This window comes from Streptomyces sp. NPDC051364, assembly GCF_040682115.1.
In the GTDB taxonomy this organism is placed as follows: domain Bacteria; phylum Actinomycetota; class Actinomycetes; order Streptomycetales; family Streptomycetaceae; genus Streptomyces.
The window spans coordinates 115,886-136,742 of sequence record NZ_JBFBAH010000017.1; the positions used below are offsets into that span (position 1 = coordinate 115,886).

General features: G+C 71.4%; 16 protein-coding genes. 7 read left to right on the plus strand and 9 right to left on the minus strand.

What is annotated here, in order from left to right:
- Positions 1–142: 142 nt before the first annotated feature.
- Positions 143–466 carry a hypothetical protein gene (locus AB0M76_RS29265; protein ID WP_365955718.1) on the plus strand — a complete coding sequence of 108 codons (324 nt, stop codon included), beginning with the start codon at positions 143–145 and terminating at the stop codon, positions 464–466.
- A 67-nt stretch (positions 467–533) separates the two neighbouring features.
- Here AB0M76_RS29265 and AB0M76_RS29270 read toward each other — a convergent pair whose 3' ends face one another.
- Together AB0M76_RS29270 and AB0M76_RS29275 are read right to left on the minus strand one after the other, a co-directional pair.
- Positions 534–995: a hypothetical protein gene (locus AB0M76_RS29270; RefSeq protein ID WP_365955719.1), complete on the minus strand. Its 462-nt coding sequence runs from the start codon at positions 993–995 to the stop codon at positions 534–536.
- Positions 996–1,109: 114 nt separating this feature from the next.
- The gene (locus AB0M76_RS29275) at positions 1,110–1,793 is read right to left on the minus strand and encodes a TetR family transcriptional regulator (RefSeq protein ID WP_365955720.1); all 684 of its coding nucleotides are present in this window, start codon (positions 1,791–1,793) and stop codon (positions 1,110–1,112) included.
- An 87-nt stretch (positions 1,794–1,880) separates the two neighbouring features.
- Between AB0M76_RS29275 and AB0M76_RS29280 the strand changes: the two genes are divergently transcribed.
- Entirely contained in the window at positions 1,881–2,651 is a 771-nt protein-coding gene (locus AB0M76_RS29280; protein ID WP_365955721.1) for an SDR family oxidoreductase, read from the plus strand.
- Here AB0M76_RS29280 and AB0M76_RS29285 read toward each other — a convergent pair.
- From AB0M76_RS29285 to AB0M76_RS29315, 7 genes are all read right to left on the minus strand, one after another.
- Positions 2,648–3,166, minus strand: coding sequence for a DUF4240 domain-containing protein (locus tag AB0M76_RS29285; RefSeq protein WP_266667699.1), 519 nt, complete (start codon positions 3,164–3,166; stop codon positions 2,648–2,650). The two genes, AB0M76_RS29280 and AB0M76_RS29285, sit on opposite strands and share 4 nt — an antisense overlap.
- Before the next feature lie 259 nt (positions 3,167–3,425).
- Complete coding sequence (gene aceE / locus AB0M76_RS29290) at positions 3,426–6,107, minus strand: pyruvate dehydrogenase (acetyl-transferring), homodimeric type (protein ID WP_365955722.1); 2,682 nt, start codon at positions 6,105–6,107, stop codon at positions 3,426–3,428.
- A gap of 221 nt (positions 6,108–6,328) precedes the next feature.
- Positions 6,329–6,952: a GntR family transcriptional regulator gene (locus tag AB0M76_RS29295; protein ID WP_030291700.1), complete on the minus strand. Its 624-nt coding sequence runs from the start codon at positions 6,950–6,952 to the stop codon at positions 6,329–6,331.
- A gap of 86 nt (positions 6,953–7,038) precedes the next feature.
- Positions 7,039–8,400: a hypothetical protein gene (locus AB0M76_RS29300; protein ID WP_365955723.1), complete on the minus strand. Its 1,362-nt coding sequence runs from the start codon at positions 8,398–8,400 to the stop codon at positions 7,039–7,041.
- A gap of 117 nt (positions 8,401–8,517) precedes the next feature.
- Positions 8,518–10,335, minus strand: a complete 1,818-nt coding sequence (gene sucB, locus AB0M76_RS29305) for a 2-oxoglutarate dehydrogenase, E2 component, dihydrolipoamide succinyltransferase (RefSeq protein WP_365955724.1) — start codon at positions 10,333–10,335, stop codon at positions 8,518–8,520.
- A gap of 53 nt (positions 10,336–10,388) precedes the next feature.
- Positions 10,389–11,777: a dihydrolipoyl dehydrogenase gene (gene lpdA, locus AB0M76_RS29310; RefSeq protein ID WP_030291706.1), complete on the minus strand. Its 1,389-nt coding sequence runs from the start codon at positions 11,775–11,777 to the stop codon at positions 10,389–10,391.
- A gap of 343 nt (positions 11,778–12,120) precedes the next feature.
- On the minus strand, positions 12,121–13,653 hold the full coding sequence (locus AB0M76_RS29315; protein ID WP_365955725.1) for a leucyl aminopeptidase: 1,533 nt from the start codon (positions 13,651–13,653) through the stop codon (positions 12,121–12,123).
- Positions 13,654–13,998: 345 nt separating this feature from the next.
- Between AB0M76_RS29315 and AB0M76_RS29320 the strand changes: the two genes are divergently transcribed.
- The 5 genes from AB0M76_RS29320 (at position 13,999) to AB0M76_RS29340 (ending at position 20,724) form a co-directional block, all read left to right on the plus strand.
- On the plus strand, positions 13,999–16,026 hold the full coding sequence (locus AB0M76_RS29320; RefSeq protein WP_365955726.1) for a hypothetical protein: 2,028 nt from the start codon (positions 13,999–14,001) through the stop codon (positions 16,024–16,026).
- A 101-nt stretch (positions 16,027–16,127) separates the two neighbouring features.
- A complete protein-coding gene (gene pelF, locus AB0M76_RS29325) occupies positions 16,128–17,648 on the plus strand; it encodes a GT4 family glycosyltransferase PelF (RefSeq protein ID WP_365955727.1) in 1,521 nt (506 codons plus the stop codon).
- Complete coding sequence (locus AB0M76_RS29330) at positions 17,645–19,183, plus strand: hypothetical protein (protein WP_365955728.1); 1,539 nt, start codon at positions 17,645–17,647, stop codon at positions 19,181–19,183. Before pelF ends, AB0M76_RS29330 begins: the two co-directional genes overlap by 4 nt.
- Before the next feature lie 33 nt (positions 19,184–19,216).
- Positions 19,217–19,891, plus strand: a complete 675-nt coding sequence (locus tag AB0M76_RS29335) for a spherulation-specific family 4 protein (protein ID WP_365955729.1) — start codon at positions 19,217–19,219, stop codon at positions 19,889–19,891.
- The gene (locus tag AB0M76_RS29340; protein ID WP_365955730.1) at positions 19,888–20,724 is read left to right on the plus strand and encodes an endo alpha-1,4 polygalactosaminidase; all 837 of its coding nucleotides are present in this window, start codon (positions 19,888–19,890) and stop codon (positions 20,722–20,724) included. The genes AB0M76_RS29335 and AB0M76_RS29340 overlap by 4 nt, the downstream gene beginning before the upstream one ends.
- Positions 20,725–20,857 lie beyond the last annotated feature (133 nt).

Consider the following 20,857-nt stretch of genomic DNA (forward strand, 5'->3'; position numbering starts at 1 on the left):
GGGCACGAGATGCGGGAGGGCGAGCCTGATCGTCGTCCGCAGTACCGTGAACGCCTCCGGGTGGTCCGGCCGGCATCGCCGTATCGGTCCGCGGGCTGGTGTGGCACGGTGGCTGGGGTGCGGCTGCGGATGGAGGAGCACGATGACGCGTAGGTTGTTGTGGGGTGCGGGGGCCGGGTTGCTGCTCGTCGGGGCGGCCGGCGGGTTCCTCTCCGGGGTGCTGTGGGACCGGACTCCCGAGGTGACGATCAGCCCACAGGCTGCGTCCGGGGCGGTGGTGCCACAGTCTCGCGAGGCGCTCGTGGCGGCGTGGACGGCCGAGCTGGAGAAGGCGGGCAAGGGCCTGCCGGAGGGGTGGGAGGTGCTGACCACGGAGGAGATCCGGGGCCGGTATCTGCACCAGAAGGTGGTCAACGCCCCGAAGGCCGAGGACATCGACCCGGGCATGGCCCGCCGGGCTGACTGATCGGGCACAGCGGCGGGGCCCGCAGCCGATCGTCCGGCTGCGGGCCCCTCGATGTGCAGGGCTGCCGCTAGTTGGCGGCGTTGATCGCGTTGATCACCGCGACGGCCTGGTCCCCGTGGTCCGAGGAGTACAGGTTGTCGTTGATGCGGATGTCGTTGTCGTCGGTCTCGACGTGAGAGTTCGCGCCGACGATCTGACCCTCGGGGGTCGCCATGGGGCCGCCGGACGCGCCCGCGCCCATGTCGCAGTCCATCTCCAGGCGGTTGTCCCACGGGTACCAGTCCACCGCGTCCACGACGTCACCCGTGCAGTAGAACTGGATGTAGCCGTCCATGTCGGTGCGGTTGAAGCCCTCGCCGGGGAAGCCGGAGTCGATGATGTCGGACCAGTCGGAGCCGTACCCGAACTTGTAGCCGAGCGCGCCGACGGTGTCGGTCAGGTTCGTGTAGCCGGTCGGGGCGGAGACGGTGAAGGCGGCGAGGTCGCCCTCTTCGTAGTTCTTGTCCTGTCGCGCCGTGTAAGTGAACACCACGGGCATGGGCATTCTGTGAACGCGCTGTGTGAGACATCTGGACGGGACCACGGGTCAACTTCCCACCAGCGGAGGAAAGTTGATTCGCCACGCAGAGTGCCGCCGGGCAGCTCAGGCTGAAGTCGGACCGGTTCCCCCGGCCCTGCGGAGCAGCGGCATCGAGCCCGTCAGTTCGCGCAGGCAGCGGACCGCCAGTTCCGGTGGGGAGCCGGGACCTGCCACCGGGGCTTCCGTGGTCGACCAGAGCTCCAGGGAGATGCGGATGGCGTCCGTGGCGGCCGCCGCGAGGAGGCGGACGCCCAGGGGGTCGGCGTCCTCGCCGGCCAGCCGGGCGATCACCGGGACCAGTCGCTCCTCGGAGTCCTGGTTCACCCGGTACCAGACCGCGCGCAGCGCTTCGTCGGTCGAGGCGGCGCGGAGCAGGCCGCGGGTCACCTGGAGGCCCTCCTCGACCGCCTGGGAGTCGCTGAGCGAGCGGGTCACCGCGCGTTCCAGGGCCTCGTCGAGCGGGGTGCCGGGGTCCTCCTCGGCGAGCAGTGCGCGCCAGGCGTCGCCGCCGCCGGCGAGCAGCGGGGCCACGGCCTCCTGCTTGTTGCGGAAGTACCGGTAGAACGTGCGCAGTGCCACGCCGGCGCGGTGCGCGATGTCCTCGGCGGTGGTGCCGTCGGGACCGTGCTCGGCGAAGAGTTCGCAGGCCGCGCGGGCGATGTCGAGCTGGGTGGCGGCCTTGCGGCGCTCGGTCAGCGACTGGGCTCCGGGGCCGGCCTGGGGAGAGTACGGACGAGGGGATCTCACGGGTGAAGCCTACCTCCCGGGAACGAGATGGATTACATGCTTTGTCACTCTGGCAAAACGTGTCATCGACTCGGTACGCTCGCCCCCATGAACCGTTACGAAGGACGTCGCGTCCTCATCACCGGCGGCGGCTCCGGCATCGGCCAGGCCACCGTCCACCGCATCCTCGCCGAGGGCGGCCGCGTCCACACCGTGGACGTCAACGAGGAAGGGCTCAAGCGCACTGCGGAGCAGGCCGCCGCCGACGGGCGCGCCGACCGGCTCACCACCGCCGTCCTCGACATATCCGACGAGGCCGCCGTGCAGGCCGGCACCGCCGCCGCCGTCCAGGCGCTCGGCGGGCTCGACGTACTGGTCAACGCCGCGGGAATCCTGCGCTCCGCGCACACCCACCAGACCACGCTCGAGTTCTGGAACAAGGTCATCGCGGTCAACCTCACCGGCACCTTCCTGGTGATCCGCGAGGCGCTCCCGGCGCTGCTGGAGGGCGACCAGCCGGTCGTCGTGAACTTCAGCTCCACCTCGGCGTCCTTCGCCCACCCCTACATGTCCGCGTACGCGGCCAGCAAGGGCGGCATCCAGTCCATGACCCACGCGCTGGCCGCCGAGTACAGCAAGCAGGGCCTGCGCTTCGTCGCCGTCGCGCCCGGCTCCATCGAGAGCGGCATGACCACGGGCAACGGCCCAGGCCTGCCCGAGGACACCGACTGGAGCCTGTTCGCGAAGCTGGCCCCGGCCATCGGCCAGGGCTTCGCAGGCCCGCAGACCGTCGCCGGCGTCGTCGCCATGCTGGGCTCCGAGGACGGAGCCTTCATCACCGGTACCGAGATCCGCATCGACGGCGGTACCCACTACTAAGAGCGAAAACGATCCCACAGCCGGGGGAAGCGCTCCGCGAGCACGGCTTCGTTCTCGAAGTCCAGCGGGGTGCCCTCCGGCTCGGCCGCCTGGAGCGGGATCCCCAAGTCCGGCGCCACCGCCCCGGTCAGCTGCTCGTACGCCTCGTCGGCCGCGTACCCGAGCTCCTCGCCGTCCCCGTCGATGTCCTCGTCGAACTCGTCCAGGAGCTCCGCGAGCGCGTCGGGGTCGTGCACCCCGCCCTCGAAGACCTCCCTGCCCTGGCCGATCAGCCAGCACCGGAAGTAGTCGAACGCGTCGTCGCTCGCCCCGTCGAGCAGCACCCAGGCCGCGCCCCACAGGTCCCACGTGTACGCCCGGTTGTACCGGGACTCGAAGTGCCGGGCGAAGTCCAGGACGGAGTCCGGGTCGAGCTGCGCCAGCCGCTCCACGAGCAGCTCGGCGTGTTCCTCGGGGTCGCCCTCGGCGGCCTCGCGGGTACGGTCGACGATCTCCCAGAACTCCGTCTCGTCCATGCGATCCTCTCGAAAGTGGCCCGAGCCGACGCCGTGCCGTAGTACGTTCGGTGTCTGCCCTCGGGCAGAGGTCAGGGCTTGGCCTTCACAAGGGATCGCGATCCCAAGTGAGAAGCCGCCTGGATTCGTCCGGGAGGAGGAGTCACCACCGCTCCAGCATCACGGCTGGACCGCATCGACGCCACCGCGCGTACGGCGAAGGCCGGTATCCATCCCCCAGAGGGACGGATACCGGCCTTCGCCGTATCAGCGAATGGCCTCAGAGGCCGTAGCGCTCGCGCGCCTCCTTGATGGCGGACGCCGGCACCTCGCCGCGGCGGGCGAGCTGGGCCAGCGCGGCCACCACGATCGACTGCGCGTCGACACCGAAGTGGCGGCGGGCGCCCTCGCGGGTGTCGGACAGACCGAAGCCGTCCGTACCGAGCGAGGTCCAGTCCTGCTCCACCCACTGGCTGATCTGGTCCGGGACCTGGCGCATCCAGTCGGACACCGCGAGGACCGGGCTGGTGACACCCTCGAGCGCGCGGGTGACGTACGGGGTGCGCATCTCGCCGCGCAGCAGCGCCTCGTCGCACTCCAGCGCGTCGCGCCGCAGCTCGCCCCAGGAGGTGGCGGACCAGACGTCGGCGGCCACGTTCCAGTCGGCGGCGAGCAGCCGCTGCGCCTCCAGCGCCCAGTGGATCGCCGTACCCGAGGCCATCAGCTGGATCTTCGGGGCGTCGGCGGCCGGGGCGGCCTCCAGCGAGGAGGCCTCGTTGAAGCGGTAGAGGCCGCGCAGGATGCCTTCCTCCACGCCCTCCGGCATGGCCGGCTGGACCTTCGGCTCGTTGTAGACCGTGAGGTAGTAGAAGACGTCCTCGGGCTTCTCGCCGTACATGCGGCGCAGACCGTCCTTGACGATCACCGCGATCTCGTACGCGAACGCCGGGTCGTAGTTGAGCGACGCCGGGTTCGTGGACGCGATCAGGTGCGAGTGGCCGTCCGCGTGCTGCAGGCCCTCACCGGTCAGGGTCGTACGACCGGCCGTGGCGCCGACGATGAAGCCCTTGCCGAGCTGGTCGGCGAGCTGCCACATCTGGTCGGCGGTGCGCTGCCAGCCGAACATCGAGTAGAAGATGTAGAACGGGATCATCGGCTCGCCGTGCGTCGCGTACGACGTGCAGGCGGCGATGAAGTCGGCCATGGCGCCGGCCTCGGTGATCCCCTCGTTGAGGATCTGGCCGTCCTTGGCTTCCTTGTAGTACATGAGCTGGTCGCGGTCGACCGGCTCGTACGTCTGGCCCAGCGGCGAGTAGATGCCGGCCGACGGGAACAGGGACTCCATACCGAAGGTACGGGCCTCGTCGGGGACGATCGGAACCCAGCGCTTGCCGGTCTCCTTGTCCCGCATCAGGTCCTTGACGAGCCGGACGAAAGCCATGGTGGTGGCCATCTCCTGCTTGCCGGAGCCCTTGAGCAGCGGGGCGAAGGAGCGGTCCGCGGGCGCGGGCAGCGCCACGTGCTTGACCTTGCGGGCCGGGGCCGGGCCGCCGAGGGCCGCCCGGCGCTCGTTCAGGTACTGCACCTCGGGGCTGTTCGCGCCCGGGTGGCCGTACGGGACCTTGCCGTCGACGAAGGCGCTGTCCGGGATCGGGAGTCCGAGCAGGTCGCGCATGCTCTTGAACTCGTCGGTCGTCAGCTTCTTCATCTGGTGGTTCGCGTTCTTCGACTCGAACCCGGCACCCAGCGTGTAGCCCTTGACGGTCTGCGCGAGGATGACCGTCGGCGCGCCCTTGTGCTCCAGGGCGGCCTTGTACGCGGCGTAGACCTTGCGGGGCTCGTGGCCGCCGCGGGAGCTGTGGAAGCACTCGGCGATCTTCGCGTCGGACAGTACGCCGGCCAGCTGCACGAGCTCGGCGTTGGCGCCGAAGAAGTGCTGGCGGATGTAGGCCACGTCGCGGGTCGCGTAGGTCTGGAACTGCGCGTCGGGTACCTCGCGCAGGCGGCGTACCAGGGCGCCCGTGGCGTCGAGCTGGAACAGCTCGTCCCAGGCGGAGCCCCACAGCGACTTGATGACGTTCCAGCCGGCGCCGCGGAACTGGGCCTCCAGCTCCTGGACCACGCGGAAGTTGGCGCGGACCGGACCGTCGAGGCGCTGCAGGTTGCAGTTGATGACGAAGGTCAGGTTGTCGAGCTGCTCGCGGGAGGCGAGGGCCAGGGCGGCGGTCGACTCGGGCTCGTCCATCTCGCCGTCGCCCAGGAAGGCCCAGACGTGCGAGTTGGCGGTGTCCTTGATGCTGCGGTTCTGCAGGTAGCGGTTGAAGCGCGCCTGGTAGATCGCGGACAGCGGGCCGAGGCCCATGGACACCGTCGGGAACTCCCACAGCCACGGCAGGCGCCGCGGGTGCGGGTAGGACGGCAGGCCGTTGCCGCCGGACTCCTGGCGGAAGTTGTCGAGCTGCTGCTCGGAGATCCGGCCGTCGAGGAAGGCGCGGGCGTAGATGCCGGGGGAGGCGTGGCCCTGGATGTAGAGCTGGTCGCCCGATCCGTCGGCCTCCTTCCCGCGGAAGAAGTGCTGGAAGCCGGTCTCGTAGAGCCAGGCCGCCGAGGCGAAGGTGGCGATGTGGCCGCCGACGCCGTACTTGGAGCCGCGGGTCACCATGGCGGCCGCGTTCCAGCGGTTCCATGCGGTGATCTTGGCTTCCATCTCCTCGTCGCCCGGGAACTCGGGCTCGGCGGAGGTGGGGATGGTGTTGACGTAGTCCGTCTCCAGCAGCTTCGGCAGGGCGAGGCCGGCGGCCTCGGCGTGCTGGAGGGTGCGGCGGAGCAGGTATTCGGCGCGGCGCGTACCGGCGGCCTTGGCGACGGCGTCGAGGGAGGCCGCCCATTCGGCGGTCTCCTCGGTGTCGCGGTCCGGGAGCTGGTCGAGCTCGCTCGGAAGCTTTCCTACGGGGTCGGACATCGGTGTGCGCCGCCTTCCGGACAAAGGAGAGGTGGTGAAGAAATCCCTGACGGGCAGGACAGGGTCGATGGGCCCGGGTGGGGTCCGTCGACGACTGTAAAACGCTGATCGATGATCGATCAAATGAATGTGACGACGAAATGGCCATCCGGCCAAAAGTCGGCACCCGGTGCCATGAAATCAGGCACCCGGTGCCGGGCAAACCGGGACAGACCGACCCGTCAGGCGCGGGGTGCGCACCCCAGGACATGCCGCTTCACCAGCACGCCGATGTCCGGATCCTGATTGCGGAACGCCTCCACGAGGGCCGCGTGCTCCTCGGCGTACGACTTCTGGACGGTTCCGAGCCAGCGGATGGACAGGGCCGTGAAGACCTCGATGCCCAGGCTCTCCCAGGTGTGCAGCAGCACGCTGTTCCCGGCCGCCCGCACCAGCTCCCGGTGGAACCCGACGGTGTGCCGCACCTGCGCGGTCCCGTCCTCCGTCCGGTCGGCCTCCCACAGGGCCGCCACGTGCGGCTCCAGCGCCGAGCAGTCGGCCGCCAGCCGGGGCGCGGCCAGCTCGGCCGCGATCTGCTCCAGGCCGGCCCGGACCGGGTAGATCTCCTCCAGGTCGGCTGCCGACAGGTTCCGTACGCGCACGCCCTTGTTCGGCGCCGACTCGATCAGCCGCAGCGTCTCCAGCTCGCGCAGGGCCTCGCGCACCGGAGTCTGGCTGACCTCGAGCTCGACGGCGATCCGCCGCTCGACGATGCGCTCGCCGGGCTTCCAGCGCCCGCTGACGATCCCCTCCACGATGTGCTCGCGGATCTGCTCGCGCAGCGAGTGCACGACGGGTGGGGTGATCATCCGGGCTTCATCTCCTGTGGGGGCATGCAGAGCTCTGATGCGTAGACAATACGGCGCAGTAGCCCGCTGGGATGCGTTCCTGGTCAGGGCCGTTGGGTGAGGCTGGTAACAAGCACGACGCCCAAAGCCGTGACCGGGCCCACCGACAGGCGGTACGCGCCCGGCTGCGGCGGCGGGAACGCGGCGGCGTAGCGGCCGCCGCCCAGACTGCGCAGGGTGCGGGCCGTCGGCCGGCTGCCGTCCGCCGGGCGCAGTTCCGCCGTGAGCCGCAGATCCGCGCCGGGGGCCGTGACCGTGACCTCGTACGGGGCTCCGGCCGCCAGCACGGCGGGTGCCTGCACGCCCAGGCGGGCCGCGGCGGGGTGCTCGCGCCGGCGGGGCGGGGGCGTGTGGCCCAGGAAGCCCCACAGGGCGTCCCGGACGCCGCGGTTGTGGTGCAGGGAGCCGTGCTGCTCGTACGGCGTGAAGGACTCGGTCACCGCGCAGCCCCCGCCGGGCGCGTCCGCCGGGAGGGCCGAGAGGCGCGGCACGGTGCCGTCGCCGCCCCCGGCGGCGCCGCCGGGCTCCGGCAGGAGCGTCAGGCGGTCGTCCGCGTACGAGGCGCTCGCCGCCGTGGGCTGGCCGACGCCGGCGACCGCGTGCAGTTCGGCCCGCGGCGGGGCGCTGCGCAGGTCCGCGTGGAAGCGGGCCGCGTCCGCCAGCAGCGCCGTGTCCACGCCCGGCAGGCCCGGCAGGTCGCGGGCGTACGCGAGACCCTGAGGCCCCGTCACGCACGCGTAGTCGGGGGCCAGCTGGTGCAGGGACGGCAGGCTGCGGGCGAACGCGCCGAGGTCCGGGGCCGCCAGGCGGCTGCCGTTGACCAGGTTGGCCAGGGCTTCCACGGAGCCTTGGTGCGGGGTGCCCAGGGTGATCAGGCGGCGGGTGATCTCGTGGCCGCCGAGGCGCTCCACGTAGTGCCGGGCCACCAGCCCGCCCAGCGAGTGGCAGAGGAAGACCACCCGGGCCTCGCGGCGCTCGGGGGCCGAGGCCCGCCAGCGCTCCAGCTCCAGGTCGATGCGGCCCTTCAGCCGCTCCGCGTTGTACCGGCAGGACAGACGCCAGTCGTACGGGAAGGTGAGGAGGTTGTCCGCCACGGACAGGGTGAAGTGCCGCTCCAGCCAGCGCAGCAGGTCCGTGTAGCCGTCCACCGGGTGCCAGATGCCGGGGAGGGCGTGCAGATCGGGCATCAGGCCCACGGGGACGACGCCGTCGCCCGGGTCCCCGTCGCCGATGTCCTTCGGGAGGCGCAGGGCCGTCACGGAGCGGCCGAAGGTCTGCAGGCCGCGTAACAGGGCGGCGCCGGACAGGTCCCAGACCGCCGTGCCGTCGGCGTCCGCCAGGCGGCTGCCCATGATGCCCGGCAGTACCACGACAAGATCCGTCACCTGTGCCCGTGCCCGTGCCATACAACGCCCCCCGAGATGTCACACATGGACCCACCAGGGTATGACGACGGCGCCCCCGCCCGAAGTGGTTCCGGGCGGGGGCGCCGTGCGTGGCGTTCTGCCGATGAGGCGTCAGCCTCAGAGGCCGAGCTCGACCTCGAACTCGCCGGCCTCGAGGATCGCCTTGACGGCCGAGAGGTACCGGGCCGCGTCCGCGCCGTCCACCAGGCGGTGGTCGTAGGACAGGGTCAGGTACGTCATGTCGCGGACGCCGATGACGGTGCCCTCGGGGGTCTCGATGACCATCGGGCGCTTGACCGTGGCACCGATGCCCAGGATGGCGACCTGGTTCGGGGGCACGATGACCGTGTCGAACAGCGCACCGCGCGAGCCGGTGTTGCTGATGGTGAAGGTCGCGCCCGACAGCTCGTCCGGCGTGATCTTGTTGCCGCGGACCTTGGAGGCCAGGTCGGCGGTCGCCTTGGAGATGCCCGCCAGGTTGAGGTCACCAGCACCCTTGATGACCGGGGTCATCAGGCCCTTCTCGGAGTCCACGGCGATGCCGATGTTCTCCGAGTCGAAGTAGGTGATGGTGCCCTCGTCGTCGTTGATCCGGGCGTTGACGACCGCGTGGGCCTTCAGCGCCTGGGCGGCGGCCTTGACGAAGAACGGCATCGGCGAGAGCTTGACGCCCTCGCGGGCCAGGAAGGAAGCCTTGGCCTGCTCGCGCAGCTTCATGATCTTGGTGATGTCCACCTCGACCACGGAGCTGAGCTGAGCCTGCGAGTGCAGCGCCTTCATCATGTTGTCGCCGATGACCTTGCGCATGCGGGTCATCTTGACGGTCTGGCCACGCAGCTCCGAGACCGCGGCGGCCGGAGCCTTGGCGGCGGGGGCGGCAGCAACCGGAGCCGGGGCGGCAGCGGCGGCCTTGGCGGCCTCGGCGGCGGCCAGGACGTCCTGCTTGCGGATACGGCCACCGACGCCGGTGCCCGAGACCGCGGCCAGGTTGACGCCGGACTCCGAGGCGAGCTTGCGCACCAGCGGGGTCACGTACGCGCCCTCGTCACCGGCGGGGACCGCGGCGGCGGGAGCAGCGGGAGCGGCGACCGGAGCCGGAGCGGCGACCGGAGCCGGAGCCGGAGCAGCGACCGGAGCCGGAGCAGCGACCGGAGCCGGAGCAGCGACCGGAGCGGCCACGGGGGCCGGAGCGGCCACGACCGGAGCCGGGGCGGCAGCGGCCGGAGCAGCGGCAACCGGAGCCGGGGCGGCGACCGGAGCAGCGGCAACCGGAGCCGGGGCGGCGACCGGAGCAGCCGCGACCGGGGCCGGAGCGGCGGCCGGGGCGGCACCGGCCGCGCCGATGACGGCCAGGACGGTGCCGACCTCGGCCGTCTCGTCCTCGTTGATCCGGATCTCCAGCAGCGTGCCGGAGACCGGCGCGGGGATCTCGGTGTCGACCTTGTCCGTGGAGACCTCGAGCAGCGGCTCGTCGGCCTCGACGGACTCGCCGACCTGCTTCAGCCAGCGGGTGACGGTGCCCTCGGTGACGCTCTCGCCCAGGGCGGGGAGAACGACGTCCGTGCCGGAGGCGGCAGGGGCAGCGGCGGCCGGAGCCTCGGCGACCGGGGCCGGGGCCGCGGGGGCCTCGGCGACCGGAGCCGGCGCCGGAACCTCGGCGACGACGGTCTGGGCCTCGGCGGCAGCCGGCGCGCCGGAGCCGTCGTCGATGACGGCCAGCTCGGCGCCGACCTCGACGGTCTCGTCCTCGGCGACCTTGATGGACGCCAGGATGCCGGAGACGGGCGACGGGATCTCGGTGTCGACCTTGTCGGTCGAGACCTCGAGCAGCGGCTCGTCGGCCTCGACGCGCTCGCCCTCGGCCTTCAGCCAGCGGGTGACAGTGCCCTCAGTGACGCTCTCGCCGAGCGCCGGAAGGGTTACGGAAACCGACATGGTTTCTGTTGCTCCTTACGAAAGTGCGGAAGTGGTCGTCGCGCCCGGGACGATTAGTCGTGGGAGTGAAGCGGCTTGCCGGCCAGGGCCAGGTGGGCCTCGCCGAGCGCCTCGTTCTGGGTCGGGTGCGCGTGGATGAGCTGCGCGACCTCGGCCGGCAGGGCCTCCCAGTTGTAGATCAGCTGGGCCTCGCCGACCTGCTCGCCCATCCGGTCACCGACCATGTGGACGCCGACCACGGCACCGTCCTTGACCTGGACGAGCTTGATCTCGCCCGCGGTCTTCAGGATCTTGCTCTTGCCGTTGCCCGCAAGGTTGTACTTCAGGGCCACGACCTTGTCCGCACCGTAGATCTCCTTGGCCTTGGCCTCGGTGATGCCGACGGAAGCGACCTCGGGGTGGCAGTACGTGACGCGCGGAACGCCGTCGTAGTCGATCGGGACGGTCTTCAGACCGGCCAGACGCTCCGCGACCAGGATGCCCTCGGCGAAGCCGACGTGCGCGAGCTGCAGGGTCGGGACGAGGTCACCGACGGCCGAGATCGTCGGCACGTTGGTCTGCATGTACTCGTCGACCAGGACGTAGCCGCGGTCCATCGCGACGCCCTGCTCCTCGTAGCCGAGGCCCTGCGAGACCGGGCCGCGGCCGACGGCGACCAGCAGCACCTCGGCCTCGAAGGTCTTGCCGTCGGCCAGCGTGACGCGCACGCCGGTCTCCGTGTACTCGGCCTTGTCGAAGAAGGTGCCGAGGTTGAACTTGATGCCGCGCTTGCGGAACGCGCGCTCGAGGAGCTTCGAGCTGTTCTCGTCCTCGACCGGGACGAGGTGCTTGAGGCCCTCGATCACGGTGATGTCGGAGCCGAAGGACTTCCACGCCGAGGCGAACTCGACGCCGATGACGCCGCCGCCCAGGACGATGGCCGACTCGGGGACGCGGTCCAGGACCAGCGCGTGGTCCGAGGAGATGATGCGGTTGCCGTCGATGTTCAGGCCCGGCAGCGACTTCGGCACGGAGCCGGTCGCCAGCAGGATGTGGCGGCCCTGGATGCGCTGGCCGTTCACGTCGACGGAGGTCGGCGAGGAAAGGCGGCCCTCACCCTCGATGTACGTCACCTTGCGGGAGGCGACCAGGCCCTGCAGGCCCTTGTACAGGCCCGAGATGACCTCGTCCTTGTACTTCTGCACACCCGCGATGTCGATGCCCTCGAAGGTGGCCTTCACGCCGAACTGGGCAGCTTCGCGCGCCTGGTCCGCGATCTCGCCCGCGTGGAGCAGGGCCTTCGTGGGGATGCAGCCGTTGTGCAGGCAGGTGCCGCCGAGCTTGTTCTTCTCGATCAGGGCAACGTCCAGACCCAGCTGGGATGCGCGCAGAGCCGCGGCGTAACCGCCACTGCCACCGCCGAGGATCACTAGGTCGAAAACGGTGCTGGCGTCGTTCGCCACGTCACGTCCTCCATGCATGTGCGCCGGGCACCGGTCCTCTGTGACCGGGCGGCGGCTGGTAATCGGCCGCTTGTTTCTTCGGCCCTGTGGTGGGGGCCCTGTCCTGCCGAGAACCCATCTTCGCATTTGTCGGGGGAACGCGGGACGCCGGGCCCGGACTGTGGCAGGTCCTTCTGCCCGAAGCAGGGGTTACCGAGGCGTAGAAACCTACGGATTTCGTTGGGGGTGAACGACCCCGGGGCCTCGATCGACTGATCTTCGAGGCCCCGGGGTGCGTCACGCGTCACACATCACGCGTCAAACGGCACGCCTCACGCGTGGTACGCGCCGTATGTGAGGTACGTCAGCCCAGGTCGCCCGTGGCCGTGCGCTCGGCCAGCCGCACCAGGGTGCGCACGGCCGAGCCGGTGCCGCCCTTGGGGGTGTAGCCGTACGGGGCGCCCTCGTGGAAGGCCGGGCCCGCGATGTCGAGGTGCGCCCAGGCGATGCCCTCGCCCACGAACTCCTGCAGGAAGAGGCCGGCCACCAGGCCGCCGCCCATGCGCTCGCCCATGTTGGCGATGTCGGCGGTGGGGGAGTCCATGCCCTTGCGCAGGTCCGCAGGGAGCGGCATCGGCCAGGAGGCCTCGCCGACCTCCTCGGCGATCTCGTGGATCGCGGTGCGGAAGGCGTCGTCGTTGGCCATGATCGCGAAGGTCCGGTTGCCCAGGGCCAGCACCATCGCACCGGTCAGGGTGGCGACGTCGACGATCGCGTCCGGGTTCTCCTCGGAGGCCTTGGTCAGCGCGTCGCCGAGGACGAGGCGGCCCTCGGCGTCGGTGTTCAGGACCTCGACGGTCTTGCCGCTGTACATGCGCAGCACGTCGCCGGGGCGGGTGGCGGAGCCGGAGGGCATGTTCTCGGCGAGCGCGAGCCAGCCGGTGACGTTGACCTCGAGGCCCAGCTTGGCCACGGCCACGACGGAGGCGAACACGGCGGCGGCGCCGGACATGTCGCACTTCATCGTCTCGTTGTGGCCGGCCGGCTTCAGGGAGATGCCGCCCGAGTCGTAGGTGATGCCCTTGCCGACGAAGGCGAGGTGCTTCTCCGCCTTGGGGTGGGTGTAGGCGATCTTCACCAGGCGCGGCGGGTTCTCGGAGCCCTTGCCGACGCCCATGATGCCGCCGAAGCCGCCCTTGGTCAGCGCCTTCTCGTCCAGGACCTGGACCTTGATCCCGTGCTCCTTGGCGGTCGCGGACGCGACGGCGGCGAAGGCCTCGGGGGTGAGGTCGTTCGGCGGGGTGTTGATCAGGTCACGGGCGATGTTGACCTCGGTCGCGACGACCGTGGCGCGCTCGGCGGCGGCCTTGTGCTCCTTGTCGCGCGGCTTGGCACCCAGCAGGGCGACCTCGGCGAGCGGCTGCTTCGGGCCGCCGTTCTTGCCGGAGCCCTTCTTCTCGCCGCCCTGGTAGGCGGTGAAGGCGTACGCGCCCAGCAGCGCGCCCTCGGCGACGGCCGTGACGGCGGAGGCGTCGTCCAGGGGGAGGGCGAAGGCGGCCTTCTTCGTGCCGTGCAGCGCACGGGCGGCGGCGCCGGCGGCGCGGCGCAGGGCCTCCTCGTCGAACGACTCGTCCTTCTCGGGGACGGGGCCGAGTCCGACCGCCAGCACGACCGGGACCTTCAGGCCGTCCGGCGCAGGCAGCTTGGTGGTCTCGCCTTCGGCGCCGGAGGCGCCGAGTGCGTCGAGCACGGCGGCGAGCTTTCCGTCGTACGCCTTGTCCACGGCCTCGGCGCCTGCGGCGACGACCGGGCCCTTGGGGCCCTTCGCCACGCCGACCACGAGGGCGTCGGCGCGCAGCGTCGCCGCGCCGGCAGTGCTGAGAGTCAGAGCAGTCACGGTGGTGAAGTCTCGCTTCCGTTTGTGTTGTGGGCCGAGTGGGTGGACGGCCATCCGTAGCGATCGTATTCGGGCCCGACGGCCGCCAGAAATGAGCCTACGCGTACCGGCTGGTCCGTACGCCACTCGAAGGTTTGGCAAGTTGTTCGATCAAGACGATGACAGGTTCACCCATCCGTGGCTTCCGGACCAGGTTTGCCCTTTAGACCTGACGAGGTCCGAGAGACTCGAGCCACTCTCGCAAGGGGACGCGGGTCCCTTTGCATGATTTCCACAGAGCCTCCTCGGCCCGGCCGACCGCCATAGGGCCGCTGTCGAGTGATGCCTGCGGGGGGAAAGGCCGAAATGGTCAACAAGAACCGGATGAACAGGGCTGCCGCCGCAATGGCGGTGGCAGCGCTGATGTCCGTGGCAATGCCCGCTGCGACCGCACAGGCAGCCGTGACACCGCGCATCGACCTGAAGGTGCTCGTCGTCGACGACGGCGGCAGCTCGGTCGAGGCGATCACCGCGGAACTCCGGGACACCGGAGTCCCCTACACGCGCGTCCTGCTGGGCGGCTCCGGCCGCCCGGTGATCAACGCCGCATTCCTCAGCGACACGGTCGACGGCCGGCCGCGCGCCAAGTACCAGGGCGTCGTGCTGCCGAACGAGAACCCGTTCGGCGAGGGCTCGGCCGAGATGGCCGCGCTCACCGCGTACGAGACGACGTACAACATCCGCCAGGTCGATGCGTACACCTGGGCCCACCCGGGCGTGGGCCTCGAGTACACCGACAACGGCGGCTTCAGCGGGCAGCTCGACGGCACCCAGGCCGCCGTCACCGCCGCCGGCAAGACGGGCCCCTTCAACTACCTCACCGGTCAAGTCGCCTTCGAGGACAACTCCACCCTGATTCCGGAGAGCTACGGGTTCATGGGCAAGCCGCGGGCCGGCTACACCAGCTACCTCGACGCACCCGTCGGCGGCGGACGGGCCTCGCTCGTCGGCGAGTACACGCACGACGGACGCAGCGAACTGGTCGTCACCTTCGGCTACAACCAGTACCAGCAGCAGTTCCGGCTGCTGGCCCGCGGCATCGTCGACTGGCTCACCCAGGGGGTCCACCTCGGCCAGAGCCGCAGCTACTTCGCGGTCCACGTCGACGACGTCTTCGCCCCGGACGCCCGCTGGAGCAAGGACCTCAACTGCACGCCCGGCGACTACGCCTGTGCGGGCGGCGAGGGCCAGGAGAGCACCATCCGCATGACCGCCGCCGACGCCCAGTACGCGGCGCAGTGGCAGACGAGCAAGAACTTCAAACTCGACCTCCTCTTCAACGCCGGCGCCGGCGAGGAATGGAAGGCCGAGAACGGCGGCACCGACGCCCTCACCGCGCAGCTGGTCGCGGACCGGGCCAAGTACCGCTGGATGAACCACACCTACACGCACCCGTTCCTCGGCTGCGTCCAGAACACCGCCACCAGCCCGTGGACCTGTACGAAGAACGCCCAGGGCGTCATCAACTGGATGAGCCGGGCCGAGATCTCCGCCCAGATCCGCGACAACAACAACTGGGCCGCCACCAAGGGCATCACCACCGACCGCACCGAGCTCGTCACCGGCGAGCACTCGGGCCTCAAGACCCTGCCGCAGCAGGGCCAGGACAACCCCAACCTGGCGGGCGCGCTCGCCGACAACGGGGTCAAGTGGGCGGGCAGCGACAACTCGCGCGAGCCTGCACAGCGCGCGGTCGGCGCCGCCCTGACCGTCCCCCGCTACCCGATGAACGTGTACTACAACACGGGCACCAACGCGGAGATGGCCGACGAGTACAACTGGATCTACACCGGCCGCGCCGCCGGCGGCAGCGGAGTCTGCGAGGACAACCCCGCGACCTCCACCTGCCTCCCGGCCCCGCTCGACACCACCACCGGCTACCTGGACTACATCGTCCCGGCCGAGGCGCGGACCGGCCTGCGCCACGTCCTGGCCAACGACCCGCGTCCGCACTACGTCCACCAGTCCAACCTCGCCGAGGACCGCACCCTCTACCCGGTGCTGAACCAGGTCCTCGACACCTACCGCGCGCTCTACGCGCCCAGCGCCCCGATCGTGAACCAGAGCATGAAGGACACCGGGGTCGAGCTGAGCCGCCGGGCCGCCTGGGACAAGGCGCTGGCCGAAGGCAAGGTCACCGCCTACCGCATCGGGACCGCCGTCACCGTCAAGGCGCCCTCCGGGATCGTCGCCCCGATGACCGCACCCACCGGCACCAAGAAGCAGCTCCTGCTGGGCACCGCCGACTTCGGCACCGCCTACGCGGGCAACCGCTCGGCGTGGACCGCGCCCGAGCTGCTGCAGAGCGCGGTCACGCTCAAGCTGCCCAGCTGACCACCGCGTCACTCCGACGCCAGTACCACCTGGTACCACCAGCGCCGGCGCTCCGCACACCACGGGCGCCGGCCCCTTTTCCGTCCTGGGGGGACACGCGCATGAGCCATGGGCGTCATGTCACCATGCTCACCGAAGGTACCTATCCGCACGTCCATGGGGGAGTCAGCACCTGGTGCGACCAGCTGGTACGCGGGATGCCGGAGGTCGACTTCAACGTCATAGCCCTGACCGGCTCCGGGCGCGAGCCGGTCACCTGGGAGCTGCCGCGCAACGTCTACCGGCACACCGCCGTCCCGCTCTGGGGACCGCCGCCGGGCCGCAGCCGCCGCTCCGCCCTGCGGGGCAAGGCGCACCGCCGCTTCACAGAGACCTACGAAACCTTCCTGCTCTCGCTCCTCGCTCCTGACCGCGGCGGATTCTCCGAGGCCCTGCACGAACTCGCCGTCCTGGCCCGGGCCGGCCGCCTCGCCCCGGCCCTGCGCTCCGAAACGGTCCTGCGGCTGCTGATGACCGTGTGGACCCGCCCCGGCCTCGTCACCGCCGCCGCCGAGCCCACCATCCACGACGCGCTCACCGCCACCGACCTGCTCGAGCACGCGCTGCGGCCGCTCTCCGTACGGATCCCGCCCGACAGCGTCGCGCACGCCGTCAGCAGCGGGCTCGCCACGCTGCCGGCACTCGCCGCCAAGTACCTCGACCGGGTGCCCTTCCTCCTCACCGAGCACGGCATCTACCTGCGCGAGCGCTACCTCGGCTACCGCACCGCCGAACAGCGCTGGCCGGTCAAGGCGTTGATGCTCGGCTTCTACCGGGAGCTCAACACCGAGGGCTACCGGCAGGCCGACCTCATCACCCCGTGCAACCAGTACAACCGCCGCTGGGAGGAGCGCGGCGGCGCCGCCCCCGACCGCATCCGCACGGTCTACAACGGCGTCGACCCGTACGCCTTCCCCGACGCCGGACCCGAACCCGAGGTGCCCACCCTCAGCTGGTGCGGGCGCATCGACCCGATCAAGGACCTCGAAACCCTCATCCGGGCCTACGCGTTCATGCGCGAGGAAATGCCCGCCCTGCGGCTGCGCCTGTTCGGCCCGGTCCCGGCCGGCTGCGAGGAGTACAAGCTCCGCCTGGAGAAGCTCGCCGCCGAACTCGGGGTGAGCGACGGGATCTCGTACGAGGGCCGCATCGCAGAGGTGGCCCAGGCCTACGCGGCGGGCAACGTCGTGATGCTCTCCAGCATCAGCGAGGGCTTCCCCTTCAGCATCATCGAGGCCATGTCCTGCGGGCGCACCACCGTCTCCACCGACGTCGGCGGCGTGCGGGAGGCCGTCGGCGACACCGGGCTCGTGGTCCCGCCGCGCGAACCGGAGACCATGGCCCGCGCCACCCTCGCGCTGCTCCGCGACGACGAACGCCGCGCCGAACTCGGCCGGTGCTCCCGCCGGCGGGTGATCGAGAAGTTCACGCTCCACCAGTCCGTGGACGGCTTTCGGCACATCTACCGCGGCCTCGCCCAAGCCGGGCAGCCCGTCATGCCCGTTCGCGCAGGCGACGACTGGACGCAGCGGGTCGCCGACCCCTGGTACCGCGAACTCGCCGCCGACGGGAGCCTGTGGTGAGCGGATCCCTCTGGCTGCGCGTTCCCGGCGGCGACACCCTGCCCACCCTCCCCCGGCCCCGGCACACCGGGCCGGGGGACCCCGGCCCCGCCGGCGACCCGATGGAGGAACTCGCCGAGCGCCTCGGCCCCTTCATCGCGGCGGCCGTCCACCCCGACGAGATCGCCGCCATCCTCGAATCCGACGGGATGACCGACGAGCACATCCGGCTCACCTACGGGCGCCACGACTCCTTCGGCCTCGCCGAGGAGCTCTACGCCCGGGTGCCCCGCGCCTTCCCGGAGCCGGAGCACGTCCCCGACCCCTGGAAGGTCTCCCTCACCGCCTGCCTGCTCCGCGGGGTGATCTTCGCGCTGCCCGGTCTGGCGTACGTGCTGGGCGCCCCGCTGCTGGAGGGCCCACAGGACCGGCTCGGGCTGCCCGCCGGCACGCTGACCCTGCTCGCCGGGGCGCTCATCGGCTGGGTGTGGGACCAGACCCTGTCCCACCGCGCCTACTCCTGGATGGGCCTGGGCGACCGGGCCGCCGCCGGGCGGACCCTGCTCGTCGGGGCCCCCGTCGGCGCCCTGCTCGGCACGGCCGCCGCGCTGACCGTGCCCGGCGGACCGCCGTTCTCGTACGCGTTCGCCGCCGGGCAGGCCCTGTACGTCGGGGCCGCCACCGTGCTGCTGGTCCTCGGCCGCGAGCGGGTGCTGCTCGCCGCGCTCGCCCCGATGGCCGCGGGGGCGCTGCTCGCGCTGTTCACCGACCCGCCCCTGCCCGTACGGGTGGGCCTGCTGCTGGTGTCCCTGCTGGCCGCCTGCACCCTCGCCGTACGGGAGCTGCCGCTGGCCGAGGGCGTACGGGCCGGCGTGCGCCGGATCCGGGGCTGGGCCGGACACCGGCCCGGCGAGGGCCCGGTGCGCTGGCGGATGCTGCGGGGCGCCGAGGAGGAGTACGGCCCGCGCGGACCCCGCATCGGGGACTCCGTGCCGTACGGGGTGTTCGGCCTCGGGACCGGCCTGCTGGTGCTGTACGCCGCCCTGGGGGAGGTGCTCGCCGGGGGTCCCGCCGAGGCCGTCGCCGCCCCCTCGGCGGTGGCGCTCACCCTCAGCATGGGTCCCGCCGAATGGCTGCTCCACCGGTTCCGCAGCGGGAGCCTCGCCGGGCTGCGGGCGGCCCGCTCGCCCCGGCAGTTCTGGCTGCGGATGCTCGGCACGCTGGGCCGCTGCCTCGCCGCGTACCTGGCGGTGCTGCTGGTCCTCGGGCTGGTCGGCACCCTGCTCTGGCCGGGAGCCCCGGGCCTGACCGGGGTCCGGGTCGCGACCCTGCTGCTGCTCGGCGCCGTCATGTGGACCGGGCTGCTGCTCCAGTCCTTCGGGGCGGTCCGGCCCGCGGCCGTGGTCTGCGCCTCGGCGGCCGTCGCCCAGAGCCTGGCGCTGCTGGTGGGGCTGGGGCAGCCGCGGCTGGTCCAGCTGGTCGTGGCCGGTGCTGCCGCGGCAGCGCTGGGCACGCTGGTCTGCCTGCTCCTCGGCCGCGCGACGGCCCACCGCTGATTCCAGGACCCGTACACCCTGACCCCGCACCACATGACCCCGTACAAGAAGAAGGCCCTCATGCTGCTGGTGCCCCTCTACGAGCACCCCGCCGACCGGCCCGAGGACTGGGAGCTGCTGATCCGCTCCGCCGGCCGGCTGCACTCGGTGGTCCTCAACCCGGCCAGCGGGCCGGGCGAGGCCCCCGACGAGCGGTTCGCCGCCGTCGCGGAGCGGCTGCGCGACGCCGGGGTGCCCGTCCTCGGCTACACCGACACCGACTACGGGCGGCGTCCGCACGCCGCCGTCGTGGCGGACCTGCTGCGCCACCGCGACTGGTACGGCGCCGACGGGGCCTTCCTCGACCAGGCCTCCGCCGATCCTGCACTGCTGTCGCACTACGGGCGGCTCGCCGTCGCCGCCCGGGCCGCCGGCGCCCGTACCCTCGTCCTCAACCACGGGGTCCACCCGCACCCCGGCTACGCCGGACTCGCCGATCTGCTGGTCACCTTCGAGGGCCCCTGGGACGCCTACCGGGACGCGTCGGTGCCGCCCTGGACGGCAGAGCACCCCGCCCAGCGGTTCTGCCACCTCGTGTACGCGGTCCCGCCGGGTGCCCCCGCCGCCGAGCTCGCCCGGCAGCGGGGGGCAGCGGTGCACTGCGCGGTCCCCGGTACCGGTGCGCACCCGTGGGGGACCCTCCCGTACGCCCTGGAGGCCACCGGATGACGCGCTCGCTCCGGCGCGGCCGCGCACTGCCGCTGCTCCTGCTGCTCGTGCTGGCCGCCTGCACCACCGAGCGGCCGGACGAGCCGGACGACCTGTCTCCCGCTCCGGCTCCGGGGGAGCGCTGGCAGCCGAAGCCCCCGGTCAGCTGGCAGTGGCAGCTGACCGGGAAGCTGGACACCTCGGTGAAGGCCGCGGTGTACGACGTCGACGGGTTCACCACCACCAAGGAGCAGGTCGCCGAGCTGAACAAGGCCGGCCGGCGGACCATCTGCTACCTGTCCACCGGCGCCTGGGAGGACTTCCGCCCCGACGCCGAGGCCTTCCCGAAGACGATGCTCGGCGAGGGCAACGGCTGGGAGGGCGAGCGCTGGCTGGACATCCGGCGGCTGGCCGAGCTGGAGCCGCTGATCGCGAAGCGGTTCGACATGTGTCGGGCCAAGGGCTTCGACGCGGTGGAGCCGGACAACATGGACGGCTACCGCAACACGTCGGGCTTCCCGCTCACCGCCGACGACCAGCTGAAGTACAACCGGCTGATCGCGAAGCTGGCGCACGACCGGGGACTCGCGGTCGGGCTGAAGAACGACCTCGACCAGATCCCGCAGCTGGTGGGGGACTTCGACTTCGCGGTCAACGAGCAGTGCGCCGAGTACGACGAGTGCGAGCGGCTCACCCCCTTCATCGCGGCGGGCAAGGCCGTCTTCCACGTGGAGTACGAGAGCCGGATCGGCCAGTGGTGCGAGCGCTCGCAGGAACTGGAGCTCAGCTCGCTGCAGAAGAAGTACGAACTGGGCGTCTGGCGGCAGTTCTGCCCGCCCAAGGACAAGGACTGAGGACAAGGACCGAGGACAAGGACCAGAGGCGGAGGCTAACGGCCTCGGGGGTAATTGAGATCGGGACGCGTCGGCTTGGCGGTTTGGCTGGCGGATGATCAGCAGGTAGTCGTGTGCACGAGTACCAGTTCGG

Bases quoted from the DNA above. Each gene is read 5' to 3' on its own strand.
- AB0M76_RS29280 (WP_365955721.1), top strand. From the start codon at position 1,881: ATGAACCGTTACGAAGGACGTCGCGTCCTCATCACCGGCGGCGGCTCC.
- AB0M76_RS29300 (WP_365955723.1), bottom strand. From the start codon at position 8,400: ATGGCACGGGCACGGGCACAGGTGACGGATCTTGTCGTGGTACTGCCG.
- AB0M76_RS29285 (WP_266667699.1), bottom strand. From the start codon at position 3,166: ATGGACGAGACGGAGTTCTGGGAGATCGTCGACCGTACCCGCGAGGCC.
- AB0M76_RS29335 (WP_365955729.1), top strand. From the start codon at position 19,217: ATGACCCCGTACAAGAAGAAGGCCCTCATGCTGCTGGTGCCCCTCTAC.
- aceE (WP_365955722.1), bottom strand. From the start codon at position 6,107: ATGTCCGACCCCGTAGGAAAGCTTCCGAGCGAGCTCGACCAGCTCCCG.
- AB0M76_RS29340 (WP_365955730.1), top strand. From the start codon at position 19,888: ATGACGCGCTCGCTCCGGCGCGGCCGCGCACTGCCGCTGCTCCTGCTG.
- AB0M76_RS29320 (WP_365955726.1), top strand. From the start codon at position 13,999: ATGGTCAACAAGAACCGGATGAACAGGGCTGCCGCCGCAATGGCGGTG.
- pelF (WP_365955727.1), top strand. From the start codon at position 16,128: ATGAGCCATGGGCGTCATGTCACCATGCTCACCGAAGGTACCTATCCG.
- AB0M76_RS29265 (WP_365955718.1), top strand. From the start codon at position 143: ATGACGCGTAGGTTGTTGTGGGGTGCGGGGGCCGGGTTGCTGCTCGTC.
- sucB (WP_365955724.1), bottom strand. From the start codon at position 10,335: ATGTCGGTTTCCGTAACCCTTCCGGCGCTCGGCGAGAGCGTCACTGAG.